General features: G+C 44.6%; 14 protein-coding genes, 1 other RNA gene and 1 pseudogene. 10 read left to right on the top strand and 6 right to left on the bottom strand.

Annotated features, from left to right (window positions below; translation table 11 throughout):
* Positions 1-361 (top strand): annotated as a pseudogene (locus AZH43_RS18540) (hypothetical protein); the annotation flags it as partial.
* A 255-nt stretch (positions 362-616) separates the two neighbouring features.
* Here AZH43_RS18540 and ssrS read toward each other — a convergent pair.
* The 3 genes from ssrS to AZH43_RS05425 form a co-directional block, all read right to left on the bottom strand.
* Positions 617-801, bottom strand: a non-coding RNA gene (gene ssrS / locus AZH43_RS05415) — 6S RNA.
* A gap of 96 nt (positions 802-897) precedes the next feature.
* Positions 898-1,185, bottom strand: a complete 288-nt coding sequence (locus AZH43_RS05420) for a cell division protein ZapA (RefSeq protein WP_067667406.1) — start codon at positions 1,183-1,185, stop codon at positions 898-900.
* 2 nt (positions 1,186-1,187) lie between these two features.
* Positions 1,188-1,739 carry a hypothetical protein gene (locus AZH43_RS05425; protein WP_067667409.1) on the bottom strand — a complete coding sequence of 184 codons (552 nt, stop codon included), beginning with the start codon at positions 1,737-1,739 and terminating at the stop codon, positions 1,188-1,190.
* A 64-nt stretch (positions 1,740-1,803) separates the two neighbouring features.
* On the opposite strand from AZH43_RS05425, the gene AZH43_RS05430 reads away from it, so the two are divergent.
* Positions 1,804-2,421 (top strand): UPF0149 family protein, encoded by a 618-nt coding sequence (locus AZH43_RS05430; RefSeq protein ID WP_067667411.1) that lies wholly within the window; start codon positions 1,804-1,806, stop codon positions 2,419-2,421.
* 57 nt (positions 2,422-2,478) lie between these two features.
* Positions 2,479-3,801 carry a Xaa-Pro aminopeptidase gene (gene pepP, locus AZH43_RS05435; protein WP_067667413.1) on the top strand — a complete coding sequence of 441 codons (1,323 nt, stop codon included), beginning with the start codon at positions 2,479-2,481 and terminating at the stop codon, positions 3,799-3,801.
* A 74-nt stretch (positions 3,802-3,875) separates the two neighbouring features.
* Here pepP and AZH43_RS05440 read toward each other — a convergent pair whose 3' ends face one another.
* Positions 3,876-4,607, bottom strand: a complete 732-nt coding sequence (locus AZH43_RS05440) for a hypothetical protein (RefSeq protein ID WP_131796927.1) — start codon at positions 4,605-4,607, stop codon at positions 3,876-3,878.
* Between the two features lie 444 nt (positions 4,608-5,051).
* Between AZH43_RS05440 and ubiH the strand changes: the two genes are divergently transcribed.
* The 3 genes from ubiH to AZH43_RS05455 all read left to right on the top strand — a co-directional run bounded on the left by ubiH (position 5,052) and on the right by AZH43_RS05455 (position 7,928).
* Positions 5,052-6,260 carry a 2-octaprenyl-6-methoxyphenyl hydroxylase gene (gene ubiH, locus AZH43_RS05445; RefSeq protein WP_067667417.1) on the top strand — a complete coding sequence of 403 codons (1,209 nt, stop codon included), beginning with the start codon at positions 5,052-5,054 and terminating at the stop codon, positions 6,258-6,260.
* Between the two features lie 2 nt (positions 6,261-6,262).
* Positions 6,263-7,501 carry an FAD-dependent monooxygenase gene (locus AZH43_RS05450; protein ID WP_171254431.1) on the top strand — a complete coding sequence of 413 codons (1,239 nt, stop codon included), beginning with the start codon at positions 6,263-6,265 and terminating at the stop codon, positions 7,499-7,501.
* A 178-nt stretch (positions 7,502-7,679) separates the two neighbouring features.
* A complete protein-coding gene (locus AZH43_RS05455) occupies positions 7,680-7,928 on the top strand; it encodes a hypothetical protein (RefSeq protein WP_067667421.1) in 249 nt (82 codons plus the stop codon).
* A gap of 18 nt (positions 7,929-7,946) precedes the next feature.
* Here the strand turns inward: AZH43_RS05455 and AZH43_RS05460 are convergent, their stop codons facing one another.
* Positions 7,947-8,360 carry a hypothetical protein gene (locus AZH43_RS05460; RefSeq protein WP_067667423.1) on the bottom strand — a complete coding sequence of 138 codons (414 nt, stop codon included), beginning with the start codon at positions 8,358-8,360 and terminating at the stop codon, positions 7,947-7,949.
* Between the two features lie 206 nt (positions 8,361-8,566).
* A complete protein-coding gene (gene rsmI, locus AZH43_RS05465; protein ID WP_067667425.1) occupies positions 8,567-9,415 on the bottom strand; it encodes a 16S rRNA (cytidine(1402)-2'-O)-methyltransferase in 849 nt (282 codons plus the stop codon).
* Positions 9,416-9,425: 10 nt separating this feature from the next.
* On the opposite strand from rsmI, the gene AZH43_RS05470 reads away from it, so the two are divergent.
* From AZH43_RS05470 to AZH43_RS05485, 4 genes are all read left to right on the top strand, one after another.
* The gene (locus AZH43_RS05470) at positions 9,426-10,373 is read left to right on the top strand and encodes a penicillin-binding protein activator (RefSeq protein ID WP_067667427.1); all 948 of its coding nucleotides are present in this window, start codon (positions 9,426-9,428) and stop codon (positions 10,371-10,373) included.
* A 41-nt stretch (positions 10,374-10,414) separates the two neighbouring features.
* On the top strand, positions 10,415-10,822 hold the full coding sequence (locus tag AZH43_RS05475; protein WP_067667429.1) for a YraN family protein: 408 nt from the start codon (positions 10,415-10,417) through the stop codon (positions 10,820-10,822).
* A gap of 66 nt (positions 10,823-10,888) precedes the next feature.
* Complete coding sequence (locus AZH43_RS05480; RefSeq protein ID WP_067667431.1) at positions 10,889-11,578, top strand: BON domain-containing protein; 690 nt, start codon at positions 10,889-10,891, stop codon at positions 11,576-11,578.
* Positions 11,568-12,449 (top strand): alpha/beta hydrolase, encoded by an 882-nt coding sequence (locus AZH43_RS05485; RefSeq protein WP_067667433.1) that lies wholly within the window; start codon positions 11,568-11,570, stop codon positions 12,447-12,449. Before AZH43_RS05480 ends, AZH43_RS05485 begins: the two co-directional genes overlap by 11 nt.
* Positions 12,450-12,488: the final 39 nt, after the last annotated feature.

The raw sequence follows: 12,488 nt of genomic DNA on the forward strand, positions 1-12,488 counted from the left end.
TGGCTTGGGCGGCACAAATACTGTTACTGCTGATTCAAGCTTTGAGATTCAAATTGGTCAAAAAGGTAATGATGCAGTCATTGGATCACGGTACAGCACGCAGGCTGGCGGTACAGCTATTTCATCAAGCATTGGTGCTGTGAATGGCGGCGGTGCAGGTGCAACAGGCATTGGCGATGAACGTTGGTCTTATGGCGGCGGTGGCGGCTCAGGTGGACGCTTAAAAGTTAAATATACGAATACGACTGAAGAAGTAGTCACATTTAATTTGTCAGTTGGAGCGAAAGGACAAGGCTGGAAATCTGGTGGCAATTCAGGCACTGATGGCGGTATTGGTTTTGCTATCGTTACTACGAGTTAAAATGAAATAACTTTGCATCATTTGAAATGTGCGTGACAAGGTAATTATCGCAAAAAAACGCCGAAATTATCTCGTCGCGCATCAGCTTAACGGCTAGCCGAAAAATTCTGTATATACAAGCATTACCCGCATTAATTGCGCTAATAGTCTTGAATCTGGGGTTTTAGAATCTGGTCTTGGAAGAGGGGGATTTCGCTATTTTAAAGCGAAAAAGAGCAATTAAAATAATTATATGGTGTTTTATTTTAAATAAGAAATAACTCCGAAGATGCCGCTGCATGTGTCGTTACCCTGAACCCGATGAGTTCAAGGTGGACGCGACGCATACTTGCTGGGTTACCTGCACGAAGGCAGGCATACACTCTAAATATGCAGAACACGATCCATAAGTGTTAGTATCGGCAGGGGAATAGACCCGCTGGCGAACACCTCAGAGTTAAGCCAAGTATAACGGATAACGCCTGCTTGGCAAATATTTTGGTGGGTATAACTGTAAAGGAGTGTGCGATTGGTTGCGCTTTAGGCAAAAATCCAGCTTATTCCGCGAGACCTTCAGCTTCTTCTAAAATAGCCTGCAGCAGCCGTTCACAATGCTCATATTCTTGTAAGCTCTTGTTCATGCTGAGAACTTCCTGCATTAATTCCAGCGCAACCATAATAATTAGTTTGCTGGGCTCCATACGCGGCGCTTTGCGACGGAATTCATCATATTTATCGTTGAGCAGCTGGGCTGCGCGCTCTAAATCAGCCTGCTGACTGGCGGTTGTCGCTAAGCGGAAGTTATGGCCAAGGACTTTTAAATCGACAGCAATTTGTTCAGTCATGCTTAAACTTCCTCGTTTGCATCAGTTGGATGGGCCAATTGCTGAATTTCCTGCGCATGCTGGTCCTGAGCTGTACCTAAAATCGCTAGGCGCTGAATAATTGCCTCAACTTTGGCTTTAGCATGTTCATTTTTTTGCAATAAGCGCTGACGTTCTTGCTGCAAGGATTGAATTTCCTGCATCGCATGGCGCTGTTCGTTTTGCATTTTTTCTTTGACGACACGCAATTCATTACGTTCAGCCAAAATTTCCTGAAACCGGTTTTTTAAATCGGTGCAGCTTTTCTCCAGACGGCTGTAACGGTCGGCCAAAGAAGTTGCATCATTATTCAAATGCTGAAATTGAGAACGCGATTCGGTTAATTGCTCTGTCAGCGTGTCAATTTCTTCTTGTTTGTGCGTGATGATGCCGTTTTTATGCACAATTTGCGCATGATGCTGTTCACTTGCAGAATCTTTATCTTCTGCAAGTGAGGCGTTTTCACTTTCATAATGCGCAAGTTTCGTTTTTAAGACGTTTAGATGCGCTTGCAGCCGCTGTAATTCTTCTAACATATCGTGGTCGCACAGTATTGCAAACAAAGGTAATATATAAGAAGTATAGAGATTGGATAAACGAATGCAAGACGATATTTCAGGTTGGTCAGAATGGGACCGCAATTTTAGTGAAATCGAAGAGATTTCCAGCCCGAGCGAACTTCACGGCCTGCTGACAGGCATAGTCTGTGTAACGCAGGTGCCGACCCGTGAAGAGTGGCAGCAAATTTTAGCGACACTGGAAGTGACCGAAATCAGCGATGACGCAATTGCGATTCTGACAGATGAAACCGAAGACATTGCACATGCCTTGTCAGAAGATGAATTGGACTATCTGCCGCTGCTTCCTGATGATGAACACAGTTTGTCTGAACGCGTTCAAGCCCTTGCTGACTGGTGTGCAGGCGTGGTTTTAGGCTTTGGCTTGGCGTCTGGGCATTTGCGTGCAGAAGAGCAGGAATTGATTGAACATCTGCAGGATGTGGCATCGGTTGAGTTTGATGAATCGGATGATGACGATGAAGGTGAAGAAAGCTATCAAGAGCTTTACGAATTTGTGCGCCTGATTCCTGTCAGCCTGTCGATGGGCCGTCAGAAAATTGAAGTGTCTGAAAGTCCGCTTTTGCAGCTGTTTTCTGCCCAAAAATCGGCTGATGCAAATAATGTTGTAGAAATGTTTACACCGCACCGTCCAAGCTGATTTTGGGCGTTTAATTTCACTTTTACCATTTAATCAAGAGCCATAAGAAGTATTCAGATGAAGAAATTAACTCAAGCTGATTTTCAGGAACGCCGCGATATCCTTGCGGGAGAAATGGGGCTGCGCAGCATTGCGATCATTGCAACCAGTCCTGTTGCTATGCGCAACCGCGATGCAGACTATAAATTCCGAGCGGACAGCAGTTTCTTTTATCTGACTGGCTTTGCAGAACCTGAAGCGGTCGCCGTGATTGAAACCTTTGACAGCGAAGAAGATGGCTATACCTACAGCTTGTTCTGCCGTGAACGCGACCGTGAAATGGAAATTTGGAATGGCTACCGCGCAGGTGTTGACGGTGCCGTCGATGACTATGAAGCAGATGAAGCCTATGCCATCGATTTGCTGGACGAAGAAATTCTTGAAAAATTACTGAACAAAGACAAATTGTTTTACCGCATAGGTCAGCAGGCTGAATTTGATGCGCGTGTTGCCAAATGGATTGCCGCTGCAAGCGGCGAATCCCGCAAGGGCGCATCTGCACCCGCTCAGGTGATTCAGCTGGACCGCATTGTTGATGAGCTGCGTTTGCATAAATCTGATGATGAATTAGCGCTCATGCAGCTTGCATCTGATATTTCTGCAGAAGCGCATACCCGCGCGATGCAAACAGTCAAACCGGGCATGATGGAATACACGCTGGAAGCCGAACTGAATTATATTTTTGGTAAAAATGGCTGTGTGCCTTCATATAACAGCATTGTCGGCGGCGGTGAAAACGGCTGCATTCTGCATTATGTGGAAAACGACAAAGAGCTGAAAGATGGGGATTTGGTGCTGATTGATGCGGCTTGTGAATATCAGCTGTATGCTTCCGATATTACCCGGACTTTTCCGGTAAATGGTAAATTCAGTCCAGAGCAAAAAGCGCTGTATGAGATTATTCTTAAAGCGCAGATTGCAGCCATTGAGGCCGTGAAAATAGGCAACTCCTATAAAGAGCCGCATAATGTCGCAGTACGCATTATGGTTCAAGGCTTGCTGGATTTAGGCCTGATGCAGGGCGATATTGAAGACATTATTCAGAAAGAAGCTTACCGTCAATTTTATATGCACGGTACAGGCCACTGGCTGGGCATGGATGTGCATGATGTCGGTTCATATAAGCAAGACGGTGCATGGCGTGCTTATGAAGAGGGCATGGTGGTGACCGTTGAGCCGGGTCTTTATATTGCGCCAGACGATGAAACTGTGGATGAAAAATGGCGCGGGATCGGCATCCGTATTGAAGATGATGTGGCAGTAACCAAAGCTGGTCCGCGTGTATTGACAGCGGCTGTCGTGAAATCTGTAGAAGAGATTGAAGCCTTGATGGCGAAGTAAGTTTAAATTTTAAAAAGGCCCGATCAGATGATCGGGTTTTTATTTCGTATAACAGCCATTATGTTAAATGGATGTTACTTCCAAAATAAAATTTTCTGAAAAAAGCTTTTTTTCTGTGTATTTGGAATTAACTGATTCTCAGCAATCTCCCCATAGCCTAGAGTAATTTTGTTCTCTATGTCATAAAAATCATTAATCAAATCAAAACCTAGATATTTATTTGATAAGTCACTTAGCAACTGTCTGGCTAAATGGTTGGTGGAATAATCTATAGAGCCAACATAATAAAATTTATAATAATTTTCCCATTCTTCAATGTCATCCAAGGAAAATTTTGGATCTGTTATAATTTCTTCTTTCCATTCATCACCTTCTTGATATTCATATTCATAACCTACTGATGCGTTAAGCCATTCTTTTTCAAAGTCTTGAGGTTCTCCATCCTGATAAAAAGCTTGATCTTCACATTCAGTAACTCTTCTAATTTCTATATTATTTTTAAATATCAAATAACTAGCTGCATTAGAACTATCCACACATTCAAAAAATATTACCCAATCATTCAATGAAGATTTTTTAAGCCTTTCATTCCATAAATCCTTATCTTGATAAGCAGAGAAGAAAAAGTTGTGGTTATGGATAATGACCAAGTTATCTTTAATAAACTCTAATTCAATAGTTTCATTTGCTTTCAAATTAGGTTCTAAAATTTCAAAGTCTTTTTCAGTCCAATTGTTAATTAAGTCAACTATTTCTTCTAAATTATCTTTAAAGGGAAATATCATCCCACCAGATCTATAGCCCATAATTATTAATTTATTTTGATTAAAAATTTATTTTATCAAAAATTAAGGTTTCCTAAAATTAACATAATACGCGTTATATGGAATGATTTTTTATTCTATATGAATCAAAATCTTAACTCTAGTCTTAAAGCCTAATTAGGAATGATTGGGTTTTTTAAATGATTTATCATGCTTTATGTTTGTTATTTGATCAACTCTCTGCGTGTTTGATGAGTTTACTTAAATAATTTGCTAACTATTTAGGACGCATTAAATCATCAAAAAAGATTGAGTTTAGGCTTAGCCATTTGCAAACTATGACGTGATTAAGTACAAAACCCAACAACAAATTTCTAATTCATTATAAAAATGCATGTCCTTGATGTAATATAAAATCCATTACAGATTATACGTATTTCGAATGAATCTCCTGAATTCGAATACCTGATAAAAAAGGATGAAAGCATGCAGCAAGAAGTCATTATTGTTGGCGGCGGTATGGTCGGACTCAGTCTGGCGCTTATGTTGGCAAAGGCAAATATTGGCGTGAAGCTGCTCGAAGCCATTCAATATCCAAATTATGATGATGCCAATCTTGCCCCTTACCATTCCAGTTTCGATGCGCGAAACAGCGCACTGTCGCGCCGCACTGTGCAAATCTATCAAGAGTTGGGGCTGTGGGAGGCCTTGCAGGAACACGCAACGCCAATTTATGAAGTTCACATTACAGAGCAGGGAAGTTTCGGTAAAGCCCGCTTAACAGCAGAACAGGAAAAAGTCGAAAGCTTTGGACAAGTCATTGAAAATGCATGGCTGGGCCGTGTACTGCTGCAGCAGGTTAAACAAGAAGCTTTGATTGAACTGATTGATGGCGTGCAAGTGACCTCTTTAACCCAAGATGCAGATTGGGCATATATCGAAGCCATCCGCGGAGCAGAAAAGATTGCACTGCAGTCAAAATTAGTGATTGCGGCTGATGGCCGCGATTCCTTCTGCCGCAAAGCTTTAGGCATTGGCGCATCTGAACATGATTATAATCAAGTGGCGATTGTCACCACTGTGCAAACTTCAAAACCGCACAGCCATGTTGGCTTTGAGCGTTTCAGCCCGCTGGGGCCTTTAGCCTTGCTGCCATTGCCGGGTGAATACCGCCGCTCTGTGGTATGGCCTGTGCAAAAAGGTACAGAAGGTGAATGGCTGGGTGATGAAAATGACCAGCACTTCTTAGAGGCCTTGCAGCAGACTTATGGCGACCGTGCAGGAAAATTCCAAAAAACCGGTAAACGCTTTAGTTTCCCATTATCTCAAGTGCTCGCAGAGAAACAGGCTGTAGGCCGTGTGGTGCTGATGGGCAACGCTGCGCATACCATTCATCCGGTTGCAGGGCAGGGTTTTAACTTGTGTATGCGCGATGCTTATGTGCTGCGCCGTTATTTAATCGAGCAAAATACCCAAGGTTCAGATTTGGGAGATGCCGCGATGCTGCAGGATTATGAAAAATCCCGCCTGACCGATCAGCAGCGTGTGATCAAATTCTGTGATTCTGTGGTACGCGGTTTCAGCAATCAAAATCCAATCTTAAAATTGATCCGCAATACAGGGTTGGTCGCCTTTGATACCATTCCGGGCATTAAGCCCCTGGTCGCCAATTATGCAATGGGGCTGAAAGCATGAATATGAATAATGATCAGGTTTTGGATGCGGTCATTATTGGCGGCGGTTTGGTGGGCGGCTTAGCCGCGCTGCTGTTAGCGCAAGGCGGTGTGCAGGCGACAGTCTTGGATGCAGCGCCGATATTGGACGCGCCAAAAAAATTAGCCGAGGCCAATCCGCGTGTACTGGCGCTCAGTCAAGCGACCATACATATGCTGAAAACAGCCGGGGTATGGGATAAGCTGGCGCGCCAGATGCCTTACAGCGGCATGCAGGTGTGGAATAAAAACGGCTATGGCGAAATCAATTTCGGGCAGCCGTCTGAGCATGCGCCGAGCGCTGAACAGGCGCTGGGCTCGATGGTTGAGCCGAGCATTTTAAATCTCGCTATTCAGCAGCAAATGCTGGAACAGCTGCAGGACTACCGCACGCAAGTTAAAGTGACTCGTGTTGAAGAAGGTGTGGGCGTGTGGCATATACATCTTGCAGATGGTACGCAAATTAAAACGAAACTGGTAATTGGCGCTGACGGCGCAAACTCTTTTGTCCGAGAACAGGCGTTTATAGATTTAGATGTATTGGATTATAAGCAGGCAGGCATCAGCTGCGCGATCCGTACCGCACAGCCTCATCAGCATGTCGCGCGGCAGATTTTCTTGGAAACAGGGCCGCTGGCGTTCTTGCCGATGGCCAGCTTAAATCCAGCGCAAAATGGTCATTGGCAGTCAATTGTCTGGACCTTGCCGGAGGATTATGCCGATGAATACGCTGCGCTGCCTGACGCTGAGTTTAAGGCATTATTAACCCGCGAAAGCCATCACATGCTGGGTGAAGTGCTGGAAGCAACGCCGCGCGCCAAATTTCCGCTGAAGGCGCGCGCGGCGCAGCAGTATGTAAAAGCCGGTTTAGCGCTGATTGGCGATGCCGCTCATGTGATTCATCCGTTGGCAGGTCAGGGTGTGAATATTGGCTGTCTGGATGCAGCTGTGCTGTGCGATGCGCTTTTGCATGACAAGGCGCGGGGCGTCTGGGCGCATGAGCAGACCTTAAAGCGCTATGAGCACCGCCGAAAAGGGCAAAATGATGCAATGATGCACAGCATGTCGGCTATTGGCTGGATGGAAACCGCCGCATTGTTTCCGGTGGTTTGGGCGCGCAATTTTGGCTTAAAGCAGGCCGAAAACCAGCAGATTCTTAAAGATGCTTTTATGGCTCAGGCCAACGGCTTAGCTGCTTTAAAAGAGACCCGTTATTGCGCATAAGCTGAAATAGCGAGTTTTTTAAGCATCTGTAAATACAAGATTACGATTTTGATCAAAAAAGATACGATTTTTGAGTAATTAGCTCTATGCGAAAGCCAAAGAGATTGTTAAATTTCTTTTAAATCAAAATCAGGTTTTCGCCTGACCAGTACAAGCCGTCATTCGTGGGGAGAGCAAGATGACAGATATGAATGATTATGATGATGCAGAAGATTCTGCAGTCGATGATGATGAAGCGAAAGCTGCCGAAAAAGGCGCATCTGATTCAACTGAAGGCGCATCTGATGGTGATGTTGCAGAAGCGGAAACATTGACTGTAACTGCAAAGCTAAAACAGCGTCAGACTTTGGAAGATGAAGTGGCGGCATTTTTGGCGCGCGGCGGAAGAATCACCGAAGTGCCGCCAGACGAAGATGCCCGGGACTGATTACTCAAAACACTGCTTTTATGCAGTGTTTTTCTTTTGCGCAAATTTTTTGCTGATGGCATATAGCGGGTATAAAACAAAATGGGCCAGCAGTATAAACATGCAGTTCATAATTAATGCTCCCCAGTAAGGCGGAGCGTGCATTGCGCCCATAAAGGCAATGAATGCTTGAAACACTAAAATCGCGCTGAGACAAATATAAGACCAATAGCGTGATGCTTTCCAAAAGGGAGTGAGGCGCAAGATGTTGCCGGCAATAAAGTAAATGGAAAAAATGCCGCAAGCCATGAACACGGCCTGAATATCCGGTGTCATCATCTGATCAAGCATATAATGCGGGTAAGGCTTAGAGCCGTAATATCCGATATGCAATAAACCCAATAGCCACAGAACATTCAATAGATAAACAGGTTTTATTTTTGGTTTTTGCATGGGCTTTATTGGTCTTGTAATTATGAATCGTCATTTTAAAAGTTTACAGCAATGCCAAGCAAGGCAGCAGCAAGCATTCAATACAAGGTTTTGTTATTTATTATTTATTGAATATAAAAAAGGCGCATTCAAAGCCTGAGCTGAATACGCCTTTTTATGTTCAGTAAACCTGTAAATCCTGCAGATCACCTACACGTAATGATGAATTATGACTCTTCATTGTGCTGAGTGAGCTCTAAAGCGCGCTGGTATGCCACTTTTTTCTTGATGCCGGTCAGATCTGCCGCCAGCTGCGATGCTGCTTTGACGGACAAATCCTGCAGCAGGCGCGTTAGCAGCTGATCCAGTTTTTCCTGCTCAAGATCTTTCTCTTCGGCTGCGCCGCCAATCACCAGAACAATTTCACCTTTTTGCTGATTGTGATCTGATTCTACAAAAACCGCCAATTCACCCAGCGTCATTTTTTTAATGGTTTCAAAGGTCTTGGTAATTTCACGGGCAAAGCCGACAGGCCGCTCTGCGCCAAACACCTCAGCCATATCTTTTAAACACGCGACAATACGATGCGGCGCTTCATAAATAATCATGGTTTGGGTTTCATCTTTCAGCTTATGCAGCGCCAAAAGGCGCTGGGACTGTTTCGACGGTAAAAAACCTTCAAAGCTGAAACGGTCGCTGGGCAAGCCAACTGCACTGAGCGCAGCGATCGCGGCGCAAGCGCCCGGCACAGGGATGACCCGAATATTGTGTTCTTGTGCTGCGCGGACCAGCTTAAAGCCTGGGTCACTGATCAGCGGTGTGCCTGCATCGCTGATTAAGGCCATATCTTCACCGTTCTGCAGGCGCTGAATCAGCTGAGTGATTTTATTGCTTTCATTATGATCGTGGCAGGCGGTTAAAGGTGTTTGAATATTAAAGTGTTTGAGTAATTGTGCAGAAGTTCGTGTATCCTCTGCGGCAATAATATTAACCGACTTCAGTACATTAATTGCACGATAACTAATATCATCTAAGTGCCCGATTGGAGTCGCAACAACAAATAATTGAGCACCCATAGGTTTCTCCATGTTTAATAATAAGCAGAATAATAAGAAAAATTTACTTGTATTGGCGTTGATGGGAGGAATGACCTGCGCCCAAGCAGAGGTTTTGGTCATTTTACCTGAATCAGGCCCTATGGCGCGAGCCGCATCGAGCATCAAGCTGGGTTTTCAAAGCGCATATGAAGCATCGGGCCATAAAGAGCCGCTGAAATTTATCAATTCTGATCAAAAGCAGCTGGCCAATGTACTGAAAAAGCATGTCACAGCCAAAACTAAATTGATCGTTGGGCCTTTGGGACGCAGCGAGGTTGATTCTTTAATGAAAGCCAAGCCTAAAATACGCGTGCTGGCTTTAAATGAAGGCACTAAACAGGCAGAGAATATTACCCGGTTCAGCTTGGCCAAAAAAGAGGATGCATCTGCCTTAGGCCTCATCCTGTCCAAAGATAAAATTGAGGAACTGATTGTACTGCGCCAGCCCGGAATTGAGGCAGAGCATGAGCTGTTTTTAATAGCTCTGCTTGCATTGAGCGGTTTGCCGATGCAGGTCGTAGAAGCGCCTCCCAAGCAGATAAAAAAGCATCAGGCCCTGCTGCTATTGGGCAGTAATGGCTGGATGATTGCACAGGATAAATTGCCGAAAAAGCAGATTTATACGCTGTCAAATGCCATTGAAGATGACCGGCCGATTCCGCTGGGCATGAAATTCTACGATACGCCGGCCTTATACCGCGGTCAATGGGCAGATGTGCAAATGGCCTATGACCGGCATCCAGTCCGTATGCCGTACCAGCGGCTGCTGGCGTTTGGCGGGGATGCATGGAGTATCGCACAGCTGTATTTACAAGATCCAAAATTGAGAGAAGCAGCCTTTGAAGGCCGTACAGGAACAATTCAAATTCAAGGCAACTATATTCAGCGCACACCGCGCTGCTATCAAAATACCCGAAAAGGTGTCATCGCCCTTTAGAGTTTCATCTTTCTATATTTTAATTTTTAACTGGAAATCACATGCAACTGGGACAGTGGGCAGAGCAGCAGGCGCTTAAATTGGCTGAACAGCAAGGCTATACTCTTGTGCAGGCCAATTATCACAGCCGTTTTGGCGAAATAGATTTGATTGTCGTACGGGAAGCAGAGCTGTTGTTTATTGAAGTGAAAGCGCGCTCAAAGACAGCCTATGCGCAGGCCTCTGAAACGGTTTCCATACACAAGCAGCGTAAAATGCTAAGAACCGCCTTATATTTTATGAATGAACAGCCGCATTTTTATCAGTATTATTGCCGCTTTGATGTGATTTGTTTTGATTTTTATCAAAGGTTTGCAAAATCACTACAGCATGATTTTTCCAATTTCACTTATGATCTGCAATGGATAGAAAATGCTTTTACTTTTGATCAAGAGTTTATTAATCTTTGAACAAAGACAATGTGTAAATGCATAGTATAGAAAACGATTGAAAAGAATATTGAGGAGTCTTGCTGAGTGTTAAAGCGTATTGCAATGACCATGTTATGTGTCGCAAGTTTATCGGGATGCGCCAGTTTTATTTCTGGCGGTACAGGATCAGCTCCTGTAGGTACAGAAAGCGGTGCACGCTCTCTAGGCCAAGTTTTTATTGATTCTTCAATTGTTAGAACAGCCAAAATTAATTTATATAAATTAGATGCGCGTTTTAAGCAGTCACGGGTAAATATTGACAGTTTTCACGGCAATGTCCTTCTGACAGGCCAAGTGCCGGATGAGCATTTAAAGCAGCTGGCGGAAGATAATGTCAAAGCCATGAGTGATGTAAAAACTATTCATAACTTCATTACCGTTGGCAATCAAATCAGTTACAACACCATCATGCAGGATACAGCGGTAACCGCAAATACCCGCGGCCTGATTATGAAAGCGCCTGTGGTGTCTGACAGTAAGGTTAATATTCATACCGAAGATGGCGTGCTGTATGTTATGGGGCGCTTAAATACAGCTGAAATAAATGATTTAAATCAAGTATTGCAGCAGGTTGGCAACGTAACGAAAATTGTCACATTGGTCGATAATATTGAGCAAAGCCAGCAGCCGAATGCGGTGGCGTCGAGTTTTAGCTCACCCATGGTTAATACTGCGTCAAATGCTCAAACACCTGTTGCTATAGATCCGGATGCCGCTGAACCGAATGCGCCTTAATGTACAGCGCTGGTCTGACCAGCTGAATGAAAAAGTCAAGCTTGCGAAATTCCTGTATCGGAACTTCCGAATTTATGACTTCGGCAGTTACGCTTTAAACCGGCTTACGCCGAAGCAGGGCTATACCGTACAGAAAAACGTGCCGTATGGCCTGAAGGCGCGCCACCGTTTAGATTTGTACCGCAGCGGTTCTCCGCGGCTGCAGCGCCCGCTGATTGTTTTTGTGCATGGCGGAGCGTGGATGCATGGCGATAAAAAAGACTACAGTTTTATTGGTGAAGCCTTCGCCAAAGAAGGTTTTGATGTGGCGGTCATTAACTACCACCTTGCGCCTGAGCATATTTTCCCAAGCTATATTGATGACTTGCGTTTAGCTTTGAATTTCCTCAGCCAATCGCAGCAGAAACTGCAGATTGCGGCTGAAAATATTGTGCTGATGGGCCATTCAGCAGGGGCATTCAACGTAATGTCTGCCCTGTATAACCCGCATCCTTACCAGCTGCAAAGCAAAGATAAGATTCGGGCGATTATTGGATTGGCTGGACCGTATCATTTTGATTATAAAGGTGATCCGCTTTGCGCAGAAGCTTTTGATCAGGAACTGCCTTATCAGCAGGTGATGCCGTATTATTTTCTTGAGCAGAATACGATCAAGCATTACCTGTTTACTGCGGCCAATGACACGATTGTCGGCCACAGCAATAGTGCAGACTTGGATACTAAGCTGAGAGAGCTGGGTAATTACAGCCAGCTGATTTCTGTGCCGCGTGTCGGGCATATCACCATGATTGGATCTGTATCCAGCTTATTCAGCCGTTTTTTTGTGACTAAAACAGAAATCATGCGCGCCTTGGATGACGCGTTGAAATAGGGCTTGATGCATTGCAGACAGTTTTGGCGGCTAGGCAGC

This window comes from Acinetobacter pragensis, from assembly GCF_001605895.1.
Classification (GTDB): domain Bacteria; phylum Pseudomonadota; class Gammaproteobacteria; order Pseudomonadales; family Moraxellaceae; genus Acinetobacter; species Acinetobacter pragensis.